Consider the following 14961-nt stretch of genomic DNA (forward strand, 5'->3'; position numbering starts at 1 on the left):
ATTCCCGAATCAGGACCTCCGTCTCACTCTCCATCCCGATACGTCACCGCAGTGCCTGTTGCGATGCACATCATCATACCTTCCCGGACTGTTTCAAAATCCAGATCGACTCCGATGACCCCATTCGCTCCCAATGTTCTCGCTCGTTGGGCCATTTCCTCCATGGCAATTTTCCGGCCTTCCGCCAGCTTGTCTTCATAGGCGGCACTTCTTCCACCCACGATATCGGTCACCGATGCAAAAATATCCCGGACGATGTTAGCTCCCATGATCGCTTCCCCTGACACGATGCCATGATACGTCTCAATTGTCTTTCCTTGCAACACATTAGTAGTTGTTAATAGCATATCAATTCCTCCTTTTGCTTGTATATACGATCTGAATAGAGAGAAGGTTCCAGGAATAAAAAATATTCGTCATAGAGGTGAATGGCAGTCTATCAGAGAAATATAATGAAGAGAAATTGAGCGGCAACTATAAAACAGGAGATGAGTAAATGAAGAGAAAACAGGTGGAAGCTTCCATCGAACATTTTTTCAGGAAAAGAGTGCAGAAGGACCCGAAAATCCACAATTCCACTTTGCTTGTACACTCGGAAAAGGCGGGAATTGATGTGCAAGTATCGGAAGGTGAGGATACCCATCACCCCCGGCAACCTTACTACATTGCGAGTGTCAGTAAGCTGGTCACGGCTGTTTTGGTCGGCATGTTGGAAGAGCGAAACTTGCTGTCCTTTGAGGACCCGATTTCCAAGTATATCGATGCCGATTTGATGAAGGACCTTCATGTGTATAAAGGCATCGATTATTCCGAAGGCATCCGGGTGAAGCATTTATTGAACCATACGTCCGGTCTGCATGATTTTGTGGAAGAGCAGCCGAAACAAGGGAAATCGATCATCGATATTTTAGTGGAGGAGCCCGACCGCAAGTGGACACCCCGGGAAGTGGTCGAATGGGCCAAACAGCATTTTGTGCCCCATTTCCCGCCGGGTGAGGGGTTTCATTACTCCGACACGGGCTACCATCTCCTAGGGTTGATTGTGGAAAAGGCAACCGGCATGTCGCTCGGAAAAGCATTGCAGACGATGATCTTCCAACCGCTCGGCATGACCCAAACCTATCTCGTATTCTCGGATGCTGTCGTGGAAACGGAACTTCCGGTGGCCCGATTGTATATGCGGAATGAGGATATTACCGATCATACGAGTTTGAGTCTCTTGTATGCGGGAGGGGGCGTCGTTTCCACTACGCAAGATCTGCTTCTTTTCATGAAAGCGTTGGTCCATCATCAGTTGGTGAATGACAATACGCTGGCCAAGATGAAAAGCGATTGGTCGAAGTTTTTTGTCGGCATCGACTATGGGTACGGCGTGATGAATATCAAAACTGTTCCTCTCCTGATGCCCGCGAAATACAATGTCTGGGGCAACGCCGGATCAACGGGGTCTTTCCTGTTTTATCATCCCCAATTGGATGCGTACGTGATCGGCAGCTTCAACCATTTCCGCTACGATAAAAAAGGGATCCGTTTCATGCTCCAGGTGATTGATAAATTATTGAAAGGGGAAAAGCATCGGACGGTGACGGCATCTTAAGGGATGCCGTTTTTTTACGCTGGCCTTTAGATGGAAATCCTGCCATTTGTCCACCCTTCAATAAAATCTTTCAATGAGGAAGCGACCCAAGTCCGGCTATCCGATTCGTGGTCCCAGACGAAAATATCGCCTCTCTGAATTTGTCCATTCAATATCGGGTAACCAAACAAATCGCCGGTCCCCGTATCAGAGAAAAAGAGGAGATGGTCAAAAGGCATATAGATATCTTTGTAATCCTCAAAATTCCGGAAGAACAAGTTATCTTTTATGATTTGATCGACAGACCAGATAAGTGGACAGTTGAATTCATCAAACACGCCGTTGGTTTCATTGAATAACGTACGTAAATCCTGAGGTAAGTCGACGTGGAGTTCCTTTTGAATTTGCTGTATGTCGGATGGATCAGCAGGCTCTTTGAAATGATACCCTCTTGTGACGGATTGAATATAACTTCTCCACATTAGATTTCCCGACCCTTCTTAGACTTTTTCTTGAATCGTAAGAGTGCTTCATTGATACTTCCTCGCCATGAGAAACTCGACGAAAGGCAATGTACACATGGCAAGTCCTAGAATAATTAGAAGAAAAATATTCGAAGCCCCGTTAACAAACTGATCCGCAGCTACCGCAATCAGGATGAAGACGAGTAGAACGAAATAACTGATTTTTGCGCTTTTCTCGGTAATCCGCTGCCCCAATTCTTCCTCTTGCAGGATTCCGTCCTTCTCCTCTTTCGTCCCCCAGGTGATCGCTGAAAAGTACATCATCAGCAACACGCCGATCGAACCGATTTCGTTGAACCCAATCTCTTTTCCTGCCACAAGCTTATAGATGGTGAAGATGATGACACCAAGCGTGGCCGTCCCGAAAATAATGCCGCCGATTCGTTTTGTGCTCATTGTTTCCCCTTCCTTTCATCCAAAAATAATTCATCCACCCGGACATCCAAAATACGGGCCAAATCAAATGCCAACTGCAAACTTGGGTCGTATTTGTCATTCTCGATTGCATTGATCGTTTGCCGGCTAACCTCACATAAATCCGCCAACTTCCCTTGCGACAGTCCTTGACGCTCCCGATATTCTTTGATCAAATTTTTCACGGATCATCCCCCTGAGGTGTCAAAAGTATTTTACAACCTCAGTGTAATGAAGTGCGAGGTTTCTGTCAAACATGTTTTACACTCAGGAATGTATTTTATGTTAGGAATCTCTTTTTTATCTCTTGACCCTCACGTTACGTGATGTTTTATAGTGAAGATAGAAGGGGGTGCAGGGAGGATGAAAGTGAAAGAAGTTGCGGAGCTGACGGGGGTGAGTGTGCGGACGCTGCATCATTACGATGAAATCGGACTGCTCGTACCGGATGATGTGACCGAAGCGGGGTATCGGCTGTATTCAGATGCGAATTTAGCGAAGTTACAGCAAATCCTGTTTTTCCGGGAACTCGGCTTCCCGTTGAAGAAAATAAAGGAGCTGCTTGACAGTCCGTCCTTCGACCGGCGGGAAGCATTCGAACTGCAGCGGGACATGCTGATCACCAAGCGCAAGCAACTGGACACCATAATTGAGACGATCGAAAAGACGATACAACATGAGAAAGGAGAAAGACCGATGACTAATGAGGAGAAATTCATAGGATTTGATTTTAGCCACAACCCATACGAACAAGAAGCGCGGGAACGATGGGGAGACCGGGCTGTCGACGAATCCAACCAAAAAGTCGCCCAATTCGGCAAGGAGTTGCAAGACGAGATGAATCGCGTCTATTTCAAACTGGCGGATCTCCGCCATCTCCCGCCGGACTCCACCGAAGCCCAGGAAGCGATTGGCGAATGGTACACGCTTTTGAACAAAATCGGCTCCTATTCCTTGGAAGCATTCAAGGGGCTAGGGGAAATGTACGTTGCTGACGAACGGTTCACTAAGAACATCGACCAGTTCGGAGAAGGGCTGGCGTTGTTTATGCGGGATGCGATGAGGGTGTATGGAGGGTGAAATGAATAAAAGGACTTGGAGGCAGAGGAACGGGTTGTTCCTCTGCTTTTTGCTGTTCACTTATGAGGAGTTGTTCAGCAGAGCAAAAGTATAGATTGAAATCCATTGAGATGAGCTATTACCGTTATGTTTTTTTCAATAAAACACCTACTTTGCTGTTCTTTTTATGAGGATGTATTCAAATTAAATAAAGATATTGACTGAAGTTATTGACAATACTTAATTATTGAACTAGTATATGTAACAAATGATGAATGATTCATATTAATATATTCTAATAAATAAGCTGTAAATAAGGGTTTTTATTTATTCAACTCTCTTGATTGGTAATAATAACCTATTATAATGAATGATATTCACCATTCTCTACAAAAAGTCTTTTGTTATAGAAAGTGCTAGTGAATTTTAATGATTTTTCTATTTGCTATAAGTGTAAGCGTTTACTTGTAGTTTAATTGAATTTGCGAAAGATGGAAAATGGTGTTTTATGAATGGTAATTCAGAAAATCTAAGGGGGTGTCTTTCCTATGACATTAGAAACGGAACTTCATAAGGAATAGAAGAAAGACAGCTAAATCTAAATAAAAAATTGAAGGAGGAATTATGAAATGAACAATCAAGGCAAAAGAATTAAGCGGAAGATGTACGGAATTAAAGGAATTCTATGTTTGTTGCTCATGCTGCTGTTGGCAGCCTGTGGTGGTCAAACGGAAGGGACTTCTAGTAGTGCTGCTGGCTCTAACGGCAGTTCCGGCACAACCGAAGGAAAAAGTGATTCTCCACAAGGTGTGACGGATAGCGAAATTCTGGTCGGGTTTGTAGGACCTCAAACAGGGGCTACAGCCATCTACGATTCAAACCGGAAAGCAATTGAATCCTATTTCAAATATGTAAATGAAAATGGCGGAGTCGACGGCCGGACATTGAAATTGATTGCCTACGATAACCAAGGGGAGCCGGCGAAAACGGTTCAAGCAGTGAAACGGCTTGTGGAACAGGACAAAGTGTTTGCGATGGTAGGAAATACGGGGTCCAGTGCGAACCTGGCAGTCTTGGATTATTACAAAAAGACAGGAATACCCGTTATTATGGCGGGAACCGGGAACGGACAATTGGTGAATCCGCCAGTTCCTAATGTTTTGGGGATTAGTGTCATCAACTATTCCATTGAAGCGAGATTGCTTCTGGACTATGCGGTGAACCAAGCGGATGCGAAAACGATTGCGATCGCTTATCAGAACGATGAGCTAGGAAAAGAGGGGTTGGAAGCGATCAAAGAAGCGATCGGAAACTATCCGGATGTTGAAATTGTAGAAGAAGTGAATTTCTTGCAAACGGACGTGGAGTTCAGTTCACAAGCGCAAAAAATCCAAAAAGCGAAACCGGATGCAGTCATCGTCCTCAGTACGCCCAATCCGGCAGCCAATTTGAAAAAAGCATTGCATCGGATCGGTGCGGATGATATTGCCTATGTCGTCACATCCGTAGGAGGGAACGATACCAATCTTTTCGAACTGGCCGGCGAGGACGTCTGGAATGGCACCATTTCAGCAGCCACGATCCCGATTCCGGGCGGGGATGATGACAGTGAGAGCTTGAAATTATTTGTCGAACGTTTTGGTGCAGATTATCCGAAAGAGCCGTTGATCGGCGTGAGCCAATCGGGTTGGGGAAGTGCGGAAGTGTTCGTCGAGGGCTTGAAGCGGGCCGGGGACAATTTGGATTGGCCGAGCTTCTTGGAAACGTTCTACACATTCGATAACTGGCAAGATTCCATTTACGCAGGGATTTCATTTTCGGAGGACAATCACTATGGCGTCACGTCGCTGTATATGACGGAAGCGAAAGATGGGAAAATCGAATCCACTTCGGTCATTATGACGGTCGATCCGAAAACGGGCGAGGTCACTTCGGAATAAGGGAAGGTGAAAAGAAGAAAAGGTGACATGCCTCTTCTTCTTTTTATCCCAATTCGACAACTGAAACGAAAAGGTGGGAAGCGACATGCAAATTATTATCAGTGGATTGATCTTCGGCTGCGTGTATGGTCTGGCCGGGTTAGGGATGGTACTCATTTATAAGACGACCGGTGTAGTGAACTTTGCGCAAGGGGAAATGGCGATGATCACGACGTTTGTCAGTTTCCTGTTTCTCTCCAGCCTGAATATGCCGTACCTTGTCTCCTTTTTCCTGGCACTCGCCTTTGCTGCGATACTCGGGATTGTCATCTACCAGGTGTTCATGAAGCGGATTCAGAACCAGTCCCATATTTTCCAGATGGTGATGACGCTTGGGTTGTTTTTGATCTTGAATGGGATTGCTGGATTAATATGGGGTCATCATCCGACGAGTTATCCGGAAGCGATACAAGGGGCTCCTTTTCAGATCGGTTCGGTGTTTGTGACGCCGAATGAGCTGTTTGTAGTTGGATTGACTGCTGTTTTGATGCTCCTATTCTTCTTTTTCTTCAAATATAGCAAAGTGGGGCTCGCGATGCGTGCCTCGTCGCAGGATATTACCGCAGCGGAACTGATGGGAGTGAAAGTGTCGACGGTCTTTCTGTCCATCTGGGCGATCGGCGCCATCCTTGGCGGAGTGGCCGGCATGATGACTGCGCCGATCACGTTCCTGAATATCAATATGATGTTCACGGTGTTGGTCATGGCGTTTGCGGCCGCGGTGCTAGGCGGGTTCGTCAGTTTGCCGGGTGCTTTGATCGGCGGGTTGATTGTCGGGGTGTTTGAAAATCTGGTCAGCTACTACGGCTCACCGGAAATGAAGATGGTCTATACATTCCTGTTGATTGTGGTCGTGCTTTACATTCGTCCACAAGGCATATTCGGCGGTGAAAAAATGGTGAAGAAGGTGTGATGGACTATGAAACAACTTCTTGGGAATAAAAAAGCATGGATCGGCTTGTTAATCCTATTCGCCCTGGCATTTCCTATGCTGGTCGGGAATTCGGGTTACTTCATGACACTCTTCGTCCTGGCCTGTGTCTATGTCATCGCGGCGATGGCCCTGAACCTGCTGGTCGGTTTTGGTGGACAGATCTCCGTCGGAAATGCGGCGTTCCTCGTAATTGGAGGATATACGGTTGCTATTTTAGCAGGAAAATATAACTTGCCGATTTGGTTGTTGCTCCCACTTGCTGGAGTGGTGACGGGTGTGATCGGTTTGGTGATCGGCTTGCCGGCCGTCCGGTTGAGCGGCCATTTTCTGGCGGTGGCGACGCTCGGGTTCGGGCTTTCCGTTCCGCAGATTGTCTTGAATTGGGACTCTGTGACGAACGGCTATTCAGGCCTCTCGGTTGCCCGGCCGGCCTTCCTTTCGTCGGATATCCAGTTCTTCTATGTCGTCGTTCTCATCACCCTGCTCATCGTTTGGATCATGGGCAATATTGTGAAAAGCGGAATGGGCCGGGCGTTTGTTGCCATTCGGGACAGTGAAGTGGCGGCGCAGGCGAATGGTATCCATATCGCGTTCTATAAAACGATGATGTTTGTCATCAGTGCGTTTTTCACAGGCATCGCGGGCGGTTTATATGCGTATTGGATCGGTTTCGTCAGTCCGGATGATTTCAGCATCGTGACATCGCTCATGTTACTCGCCATGATCGTGGTCGGTGGGATGGCTTCGATTCCGGGCGCCATCATCGGTGCGGTGCTCTTCACGATCATCCCGCATTTCACTAATGCGTTTGTCGGGATCACCAATATTGTCATCGGGTTGGCGGTGGTGCTCGTGCTGTTTTTCCGTCCGAAAGGGATTGTATCCCTCTTTGATTTTGCGAAAAAACCACAAGTGGAACAGGAGCCAAGTGAACCTGCATCTGCTTCCGGAACTGTGAAAGGAGTGGCGAGAGATGTTAACCTTTGAAAATGTGACGGTCCAATTTGCTGGGTTGACGGCTGTTGATCGTCTGTCATTCACCGTACCGGAAGGCAGCATTTATTCCATCATCGGGCCGAATGGGGCAGGGAAGACGACGGTGTTCAACTGCATCAGCCGTTTCTACACGCCAACAGGCGGCCGCATCCTATTCGATGACAAGGATTTACTGAAAGCGAAACCGCATGAGGTTGTGCGGCAAGGGATTGCCCGGAGTTTTCAAAATGTTGAGTTATTCGCGGAGATGACTGTGTTGGAAAACCTGTTGACCGGTCTGCATCCTTTGATGAAACGTAATATTTTCTCCATTGCAGTCCATGCGCCATCTGTACGGAAAGTGGAACAGGAAGCGAAGGACAAAGCCTATGAGGTAATGGAAATGCTTGGTATTACGGAACTCGCCCATGAACAGGTATCCGACCTCTCTTTTGGTTATCAGAAAATGGTCGATATCGGCCGCGCTATGATGGCGGAACCGAAACTGTTGCTGCTCGATGAACCGGTTGCGGGCATGAACCCGGTGGAGACGGAGCAAATCAGCGACTTGATCATCCGTCTGAAAGAGGAGATGGGGTATACCGTTTTATTGATCGAGCACGATATGTCACTAGTGATGAAAGTGTCGGATTACTTGACTGTTGTCAATTTCGGTCAAAAAATTGCGGAAGGGTTGCCGCAGGACGTTCAAAACGATCCGGTCGTCATTGAAGCTTATTTAGGGGAGGTGGAACCTCTTGTTGAAGCTAACTGATATCCATACGTATTATGGCAAAGTGCATGCGTTGAAAGGCATCTCCATCCAAGTGGAGAAAGGGGCGATTGTCTCATTGATTGGCGCAAACGGAGCCGGCAAATCAACGACATTGAAGACCATTTCCCGTTTGATCCAACCGAAACAAGGCCAATTCGAATGGAATGGAACTTCGTTCATACGAAAGCCTTCCAATGAAATCGTCAAACAGGGGATCATCCATTGTCCGGAAGGGCGTCGCGTATTTCCCTTGCTGACCGTTGAGGAGAATTTGAAAATCGGGGCCTATCAATCGAAAGACAAGAATGCGGATGAGCAAAATTTGAAAAAGGTGTTCACCTATTTTCCGCGCCTGAAAGAGCGGCTCCAGCAAAAGGCGGGCACTTTGAGTGGGGGGGAACAGCAGATGCTTGCGATCGGCCGGTCGCTCATGGGGAATCCCAAAGTATTATTGCTGGATGAACCGTCCCTCGGGATTGCACCGATTATTGTGCGGGAGATCTTTGAGATTATCCGTGAAATCAATAAGGAAGGGACCTCTATCCTCTTAGTTGAGCAAAATGCGCATATGGCATTGGAGATTTCCGATTATGCGTATGTGTTGGAGAATGGCCGGATTGCCTTGGAAGGAAAATCGGAAGAACTGCGTCAAAACGAGGAAATTAAACAATTATATTTGGGTAAATAGAGGGGCATGAGTTTGGGAGGTGTACGTATGATTTCGACCATTTTACAGGAAGGATTACGGAAAAATCCTCGAAAAATTGCAATATACGAGAAGGACAAAACATTCTCGTATGAAGACCTCGATCGAAAGGTCGGACAGTTGGCGAAAGGGATGAAAAAGTTCCTTCATCTTGAAAAAGGGGATGTCTTGGCCATCCAGGCTTCCAACCGGATCGAGTTTGTGTGGACACTATACGCTTGTTGGAGACTGGGAGTGTCTGTGACAACGATGAACCCTGCCTTGCAGGTTGATGAAATCAAACATCAGTTGGAGAATTCCGGAGCGAAATGCTTTGTGTATGAAGGCCCTTGCAAAGAAAAAGCGAGAAAGGCGCTCCAACTGATGAAGGAGAAGCCGGATCCGGTGATGCTGGACAATCCGGATGCTATTGAAATTCCATTTTCTTCTCTTTTTTTGGATCCGGGTATGCCTGCGCAGAAGATCGATTCGGAAACGGTAGCGCTCATCATTTATACATCTGGGACAACCGGCAAGCCGAAGGGTGTGTTATTGACTCACCAGAACGTATTCAGCATGATTCACGGCGTGATTGAAAGCCTTCATTTGGATGAAACGGATCGTTCGTATTTGATCTTGCCTTTATTCCATGTGAACTCTATCCATTTCACATTGAGCGCACCGATTTTTCTTGGCGCGAGTGTTGTGTTGACGAATCGTTTCCATCCAGAAGAATTTTTAAGAAATGTGGAGCGGTTCCGGCCTACCTATACAGTCGGGGTGCCAACAGTCTATAAAATCCTTTCCGATCTATCCTCGGAGGAGATCGGGAAATATGATATCAGCTCATTGAAGTTTGGCTTATGTGGGGGAGCTCCTCTGACGGAGAGCGAGTTTCATAGATTCCAGAAACTTTACCCATTCCAATTTTTAGAGGCGTGGGGTTTATCAGAAGCTGCAGCCTGCTCAACGTCCAATCCTTTGCGTGGCACACAAAAAATCGGCTCGATTGGCATCCCGCTTCCAGGTCAGCAAGTAAAAGTGGTCGACGAGGGAGGGAAGGAAGCTCCTCGGGGGGAGCGTGGGGAATTGATCGTCAAGGGGGATGTTGTCATGGCGGGTTATCTGAATGATCCGGAGGCGACGGATGAGGCGATTCGTGTTGGCTGGCTATATACCGGGGATATTGGATACCAAGATGAAGATGGCTATTTCTATATTGTCGGAAGAACAAAGGACATCATCATACGTGGCGGCATCAATATTTACCCGAAACAGATTGAGGAAGTCCTATATGAAATTTCTTCTATTAGAGAGGCAGCCGTCGTCGGTGTCCCTGATGAGAAATACGGGGAAGAAGTGGTGGCCTATGTCAGCGTCCAAGAGGACGATCATTTGACGGAAGAAGTGATTATTAACTACTGTAAAGAAAAAATGGCGAATTATAAATGTCCTGTCAAAATTCATTTTCTGGATGCCTTACCTAAGAACTCGGTTGGCAAAATTGTGAAGCATGAACTTGGGAAAATCACTGTATAAGGGGCTGAGGAACATGGCGGTACTAGAGAAAGAAGCTCAAGAGGAAATGGATATATTCTCCAGTACGATACGAGGGTTTGCACAGGAGAAAATCGCGCCTGTGGCAGCCTCCATTGATGAAAATCATAAAGTCCCTTCGGATCTTATGGAAGAAATGAAAGAAATGGGAATGTTCGGCGTTCCGTTTCCAGAAGAGTACGGAGGCAGTGGGTTCGGATGGAGAGCGTATTATGTGATGGTGGAGGAGCTTGCAAAAATCGAAGGCTCGATTCCGGCGATTATCGGGGCGCACACCACGATTGCATCCAATACCATTTTTGTGGCAGGGACGGACGAACAGAAAAGGAAGTATCTCACGCCGCTTGCCCAAGGGAGGTATCTGGGGGCCTTCGCTTTAACCGAACCGGGGGCCGGGTCGGATGCGGCAGGAATCCGGACGGTGGCTACGAGGGATGGGGACAGTTGGATCATTAATGGAAGCAAATGTTTTATTACCAACGCGCCTTCCGCGGATGTGTTCATCGTGTTTGCCAAAACCGATATGGAAAAAGGAGCCCGCGGCGGAATCACTGCGTTTATCGTAGAAAAAGGGGCAGAGGGCTTATCCATCGGAAAAGTGGAGAGAAAATTGGGAATCCGCGGTTCTGAAACAAGTGATGTCATTTTGGATAACGTTCGTGTCCCTGACTCCCAGGTTCTCGGAGAAGTGGGAGAAGCCTTCAAATATGCGATGAGAGTCATGCAGAATGGTCGGTTGTCGATTGCCGCCCAATCGCTCGGTTTGGCCAAAGGGTCCTTTGAAATGGCGGTTACCTATGCCAAAGAAAGACAACAGTTTGGAAAGTCGATTGCGAGCTTTCAAACGATCCAAAACAAAATTGCGGAGATGAAAATGGAGCTTTTTGCCATTGAATCCATGCTGGAAAGTACCATACGCCTAATGGAAGCGGGGAAACCGTTCAACTTGGAAGGTTCCATCGTGAAGGCGTATGCTTCGGAAAAAGCGGATGCCATTATCAATGAATCGCTTCAAGTATTTGGTGGCTACGGATATACGATGGATTTTCCGATCGAACGAATGCTTCGTGATTCGCGAGTCAATCGGATTTATGAAGGAACGAGCGAGATTCAGCGAATGGTCATTGCGAAGGAAGTCTTTCGTGGATAAGCATATGGCATCATGAAAATTCACAATTCCGGAGGTCGTTATGAATATGATCAATGAAAAAATCAACCAAGTCGCCGTAGTAGGCGCAGGCGCGATGGGAAGCGGCATAGCCCAAGTATGCATTCAATCCGGCTACTCTGTCATCTTGTTTGATGTCAATGAGAGCCAATTAAAACTAGCGGCTTCCAATATAGTGAAGCGCGCGAAAAAATGGGCAGAAAAAAGAAATCAGCAAGAGGAGCTCCCTCTATTGGAAGAACGTCTGATGATTGGGGAACGGTTGGAAGATCTAAAGGATGCGGATTTCGTCATCGAGGCTGTTGCGGAACGGTTAACTGTCAAGCGTGCGCTATTCAGCCGATTGGAAGACATCGTTTCTTCTGATACGATTCTGGCTTCCAATACGTCAGGCATTTCGATAACAGACATTGCACATGATTGTAAGAACAAAGAGCGAGTGGTCGGCACGCATTTTTTTAATCCGGCTCCCGTGATGCCGGTCGTGGAATTGATACAAGGAGAATGTTCTTCAAAGGAAGTTGTTGAGATCGCAACAGCTTTTATCGAGAGTTTAGAAAAGAACGTGGTGTTGGCAAAGGATGTTCCTGGTTTCATCGTAAACCGTATCATCACGCCTATGCTAAATGAAGCGATGCTTTCGTATGAGCAAGGGATCTCAACGAAAGAGGATATTGATACGGCGTTGAAGAAAGCGATGGGTCATCCGATGGGGCCGTTGGAGTTATCCGATTATATCGGCCTGGATACGCTGCTGTACTTTATGGAACATGTCTATGCTGAAACCGGGAACGAGGCGTATAAACCAGGGGAGTTCCTCAAGGAGCTGGTCAGAAAAGGGCATCTTGGTCTGAAGACAGGGAAAGGCTTTTACGAATATGCAGAAGCGAATGCAAAAATAACGGGATGATAAGTAAAAGAAGCAGCATGTTCGCCGCTGCTTCTGTTAGTCAATTTTTCCTGGAGGATACTAGCCATTGCTCTCTTTCGTAGCTAGAAAAGTTATAGATGGATTGCAATAGCAATTTATAGGCATCCTCTACTTTGCGCATTAATGGATAGTCATGTTCAGATAGAACCCAGGCAGTTACGAATTCATCCAATGTGCCGAAGATTAATTTTTGCAAGGAAGAGGTCGATACATCCGTTCGGAACAGACCTTCCTCTTGCCCTTGTTCTATAATCTTTCTCAATAATTGAAAATAGCGTTTTGTTCCTTTTTTAACAACACTTCTCGAAGATTCGGTCGGTTGGCGTGATTCGACCTGAATGACTTTCGCGATGTCATAATCTTTTCCGAAAAAATCAAAGTGGTTGCGGATTAATTCATAGAGCATAATTCGCGGATCTTGGACTTGTTCAATCAGGCTTTCCGCTTTCGGGCTAAGAACGTGGTAAATAGCAGTATCAAATAATTGGATAAGGATGTCTTCTTTATTCTTAAAATATAAATAGACAGTTCCATCGCCAATGTCAGCTTCTTTCGCTATTTTGGATATGGAGGAGCCGTGATAACCTTCCTGCGCAAAAACTTTTTTAGCGGCATCTAGAATAGCATAATATTTGTCGTTTTTTTTCATTCGCTTTCACTCCAATTTAAACTAGTTGAATTGACGTTGTGTTCAGTTAAAGTTATAAATACAGCTAAATGAGGCTAATATTTTGACAATTATATTGTTTTTCAATAAAATTATGAATATAAATTCACTTGATAAATATTGTAAAACAAAGGGGTAAACTAGTCAACTTAGATTTTGGTATGATTTTTTGAAATATGATTCATTAAAATCGATCGGAGGACTCATAATGAACGTAATGAATGAGATTACGAAGTTTTCTGTTTCCAGTCCTAATAAAATTGCTTTAAAAAATCAGTATTCAAAAATTACATATGCAGAATTAGAACAGAAGATCAATCAGACCGCAAACGCATTCGTGTCATTTGGGGTCGAAAAAGGTGAACGAATCCTCATTCAGATTGGGAACCGTTTCGAATTTATCTATTGTTATTATGCGGCCATGAAAATCGGTGCCATCATTGTGCCGATCAATCCTTTATATACTCCGAGTGAGATGAGTTTTATAGTGGAAGATTGTCAACCTGTCGTCTATGTTTGTGAACAATCGGCTGAAAACAATATTGAAACAGTGAAAAAGTATTCGAAAGTAGTTAAGAAAATAGTAGTGCTCGATGATGAATCCGAAGAATTGAATTTTGATAGACAGCTTTCCGGACAGTCAGGAGAGTACCAGGCGCAGATTGAAGATGACGATGCTGTCTGTCAAATCCTTTATACATCCGGGACGACAGGTCATCCGAAAGGAGCTATGTTGACGCATGATGGGCTCGCCGGAAATGCAAAGGCTTACAGTAAACGGCTGAAGTGTAATCCTGATGATATTGGATTGATCGTCGCGCCTCTTTATCATGCAGCGGCACAAACGAACTGCTTGAATACGATGATTCTTTCGAACGCGGCCTGCTACATCCTTGAGAAATTTAACCCACAAGTTGTATTGGACACAATGGAAAAGGAGCAAATCACGTATTTTTTTGGTCCGCCGACGATGTATTCGATGCTATTGAATGACCCGAACATCGAGAACTATCAACTCAAATTACGGATTGCCTTCACGGGTGCAGCATCCATGCCAGTGTCGGTCCATAAACGTTGGAAAGAATTATTCGGATTTGACATCTTGGAAGGCTATGGCTTGTCCGAATGTTCGCCGGTCGTTAGCAATCACGGTCCAGACGGCCCGATCAAGCACGGATCGATCGGGCCCGCAATCGAAGGTGTGACGGTCAAAATCTTTGATGAAAATGATCAGGAAGTGCCCGTTGGTGAAGTCGGGGAAGTCGTTGTCCAAGGTCCGAATGTCATGAAAGGGTATTGGAACCAGCCGGAAGCGACAAAAGAGGCGATGCGTGGAGGATGGTTCCACACGGGAGATGTTGGTTATCAGGACGAGGACGGTTATTTTTATATCGTCGATCGGAAAAAAGATATGATCATCCAAGGCGGTTTGAAAATCTATCCCCGTGAAGTTGAGGAAGTTCTTTATCAATACGGCAGTTTCCTTGAAGTGGGCGTTGTGGGAGAACCGGACGAGGTTAAAGGGGAACAAGTCGTAGCCTATGTGACATTGAAAGGTTCGATAGACAAGGCATCCGTTGATTTCGATGAGGTTACAAAGTTTTGCAGAACCAACTTGGCTCCTTATAAAATTCCGAAGAAATTCTATGTTCTCGATGAAATGCCGAAAACATTAAGTGGGAAAATATTAAAAACGGAATTGGTGAAAGCCTGAAAG

Annotated in this window: 16 protein-coding genes; 11 read left to right on the forward strand and 5 right to left on the reverse strand. The window is 45.9% G+C overall.

Annotated features, from left to right (window positions below):
- Positions 1–23: 23 nt before the first annotated feature.
- Positions 24–347 (reverse strand): YbjQ family protein, encoded by a 324-nt coding sequence (locus AB1K83_RS11215; RefSeq protein WP_413058271.1) that lies wholly within the window; start codon positions 345–347, stop codon positions 24–26.
- A 149-nt stretch (positions 348–496) separates the two neighbouring features.
- Between AB1K83_RS11215 and AB1K83_RS11220 the strand changes: the two genes are divergently transcribed.
- Positions 497–1597, forward strand: a complete 1101-nt coding sequence (locus AB1K83_RS11220) for a serine hydrolase domain-containing protein (protein WP_413058272.1) — start codon at positions 497–499, stop codon at positions 1595–1597.
- A gap of 26 nt (positions 1598–1623) precedes the next feature.
- Here the strand turns inward: AB1K83_RS11220 and AB1K83_RS11225 are convergent, their stop codons facing one another.
- The 3 genes from AB1K83_RS11225 to AB1K83_RS11235 are packed head-to-tail and all read right to left on the reverse strand — an operon-like array spanning position 1624 to position 2699.
- On the reverse strand, positions 1624–2058 hold the full coding sequence (locus tag AB1K83_RS11225) for an SMI1/KNR4 family protein (protein WP_413058273.1): 435 nt from the start codon (positions 2056–2058) through the stop codon (positions 1624–1626).
- Between the two features lie 48 nt (positions 2059–2106).
- Entirely contained in the window at positions 2107–2496 is a 390-nt protein-coding gene (locus AB1K83_RS11230; RefSeq protein WP_413058274.1) for a hypothetical protein, read from the reverse strand.
- Positions 2493–2699 (reverse strand): helix-turn-helix transcriptional regulator, encoded by a 207-nt coding sequence (locus AB1K83_RS11235; RefSeq protein ID WP_413058275.1) that lies wholly within the window; start codon positions 2697–2699, stop codon positions 2493–2495. The genes AB1K83_RS11230 and AB1K83_RS11235 overlap by 4 nt, the downstream gene beginning before the upstream one ends.
- A 178-nt stretch (positions 2700–2877) precedes the next feature.
- On the opposite strand from AB1K83_RS11235, the gene AB1K83_RS11240 reads away from it, so the two are divergent.
- The 9 genes from AB1K83_RS11240 to AB1K83_RS11280 all read left to right on the forward strand — a co-directional run bounded on the left by AB1K83_RS11240 (position 2878) and on the right by AB1K83_RS11280 (position 12556).
- On the forward strand, positions 2878–3594 hold the full coding sequence (locus tag AB1K83_RS11240; RefSeq protein WP_413058276.1) for a MerR family transcriptional regulator: 717 nt from the start codon (positions 2878–2880) through the stop codon (positions 3592–3594).
- 608 nt (positions 3595–4202) lie between these two features.
- Positions 4203–5513 carry an ABC transporter substrate-binding protein gene (locus tag AB1K83_RS11245; protein WP_413058277.1) on the forward strand — a complete coding sequence of 437 codons (1311 nt, stop codon included), beginning with the start codon at positions 4203–4205 and terminating at the stop codon, positions 5511–5513.
- Between the two features lie 85 nt (positions 5514–5598).
- Complete coding sequence (locus AB1K83_RS11250; protein WP_413058278.1) at positions 5599–6465, forward strand: branched-chain amino acid ABC transporter permease; 867 nt, start codon at positions 5599–5601, stop codon at positions 6463–6465.
- A 6-nt stretch (positions 6466–6471) separates the two neighbouring features.
- Entirely contained in the window at positions 6472–7473 is a 1002-nt protein-coding gene (locus AB1K83_RS11255) for a branched-chain amino acid ABC transporter permease (protein ID WP_413058279.1), read from the forward strand.
- Entirely contained in the window at positions 7460–8236 is a 777-nt protein-coding gene (locus AB1K83_RS11260) for an ABC transporter ATP-binding protein (protein ID WP_413058280.1), read from the forward strand. The genes AB1K83_RS11255 and AB1K83_RS11260 overlap by 14 nt, the downstream gene beginning before the upstream one ends.
- Entirely contained in the window at positions 8220–8924 is a 705-nt protein-coding gene (locus tag AB1K83_RS11265; protein ID WP_413058281.1) for an ABC transporter ATP-binding protein, read from the forward strand. Before AB1K83_RS11260 ends, AB1K83_RS11265 begins: the two co-directional genes overlap by 17 nt.
- A gap of 27 nt (positions 8925–8951) precedes the next feature.
- Positions 8952–10460, forward strand: a complete 1509-nt coding sequence (locus AB1K83_RS11270) for a class I adenylate-forming enzyme family protein (protein WP_413058282.1) — start codon at positions 8952–8954, stop codon at positions 10458–10460.
- 13 nt (positions 10461–10473) lie between these two features.
- Complete coding sequence (locus tag AB1K83_RS11275) at positions 10474–11628, forward strand: acyl-CoA dehydrogenase family protein (protein WP_413058283.1); 1155 nt, start codon at positions 10474–10476, stop codon at positions 11626–11628.
- Positions 11629–11674: 46 nt separating this feature from the next.
- On the forward strand, positions 11675–12556 hold the full coding sequence (locus tag AB1K83_RS11280) for a 3-hydroxyacyl-CoA dehydrogenase family protein (RefSeq protein ID WP_413058284.1): 882 nt from the start codon (positions 11675–11677) through the stop codon (positions 12554–12556).
- A 40-nt stretch (positions 12557–12596) separates the two neighbouring features.
- Here AB1K83_RS11280 and AB1K83_RS11285 read toward each other — a convergent pair whose 3' ends face one another.
- Positions 12597–13226, reverse strand: coding sequence for a TetR/AcrR family transcriptional regulator (locus tag AB1K83_RS11285; protein WP_413058285.1), 630 nt, complete (start codon positions 13224–13226; stop codon positions 12597–12599).
- A gap of 226 nt (positions 13227–13452) precedes the next feature.
- Here AB1K83_RS11285 and AB1K83_RS11290 point away from each other — a divergent pair, with 226 nt between their 5' ends.
- Positions 13453–14958 carry a long-chain-fatty-acid--CoA ligase gene (locus tag AB1K83_RS11290; protein ID WP_413058286.1) on the forward strand — a complete coding sequence of 502 codons (1506 nt, stop codon included), beginning with the start codon at positions 13453–13455 and terminating at the stop codon, positions 14956–14958.
- Positions 14959–14961: the final 3 nt, after the last annotated feature.

This window comes from Sporosarcina sp. 179-K 3D1 HS (genome assembly GCF_047228905.1).
Lineage (GTDB): Bacteria > Bacillota > Bacilli > Bacillales_A > Planococcaceae > Sporosarcina.

What these genes read in the sequence shown, in the direction of transcription:
- AB1K83_RS11240 (WP_413058276.1), top strand. Translation starts at nt 2,878, where the DNA reads ATGAAAGTGAAAGAAGTTGCGGAGCTGACGGGGGTGAGTGTGCGGACG.
- AB1K83_RS11260 (WP_413058280.1), top strand. Translation starts at nt 7,460, where the DNA reads ATGTTAACCTTTGAAAATGTGACGGTCCAATTTGCTGGGTTGACGGCT.
- AB1K83_RS11250 (WP_413058278.1), top strand. Translation starts at nt 5,599, where the DNA reads ATGCAAATTATTATCAGTGGATTGATCTTCGGCTGCGTGTATGGTCTG.
- AB1K83_RS11220 (WP_413058272.1), top strand. Translation starts at nt 497, where the DNA reads ATGAAGAGAAAACAGGTGGAAGCTTCCATCGAACATTTTTTCAGGAAA.
- AB1K83_RS11285 (WP_413058285.1), bottom strand. Translation starts at nt 13,226, where the DNA reads ATGAAAAAAAACGACAAATATTATGCTATTCTAGATGCCGCTAAAAAA.
- AB1K83_RS11280 (WP_413058284.1), top strand. Translation starts at nt 11,675, where the DNA reads ATGATCAATGAAAAAATCAACCAAGTCGCCGTAGTAGGCGCAGGCGCG.
- AB1K83_RS11290 (WP_413058286.1), top strand. Translation starts at nt 13,453, where the DNA reads ATGAACGTAATGAATGAGATTACGAAGTTTTCTGTTTCCAGTCCTAAT.
- AB1K83_RS11225 (WP_413058273.1), bottom strand. Translation starts at nt 2,058, where the DNA reads ATGTGGAGAAGTTATATTCAATCCGTCACAAGAGGGTATCATTTCAAA.
- AB1K83_RS11245 (WP_413058277.1), top strand. Translation starts at nt 4,203, where the DNA reads ATGAACAATCAAGGCAAAAGAATTAAGCGGAAGATGTACGGAATTAAA.
- AB1K83_RS11255 (WP_413058279.1), top strand. Translation starts at nt 6,472, where the DNA reads ATGAAACAACTTCTTGGGAATAAAAAAGCATGGATCGGCTTGTTAATC.
- AB1K83_RS11270 (WP_413058282.1), top strand. Translation starts at nt 8,952, where the DNA reads ATGATTTCGACCATTTTACAGGAAGGATTACGGAAAAATCCTCGAAAA.
- AB1K83_RS11275 (WP_413058283.1), top strand. Translation starts at nt 10,474, where the DNA reads ATGGCGGTACTAGAGAAAGAAGCTCAAGAGGAAATGGATATATTCTCC.
- AB1K83_RS11230 (WP_413058274.1), bottom strand. Translation starts at nt 2,496, where the DNA reads ATGAGCACAAAACGAATCGGCGGCATTATTTTCGGGACGGCCACGCTT.
- AB1K83_RS11215 (WP_413058271.1), bottom strand. Translation starts at nt 347, where the DNA reads ATGCTATTAACAACTACTAATGTGTTGCAAGGAAAGACAATTGAGACG.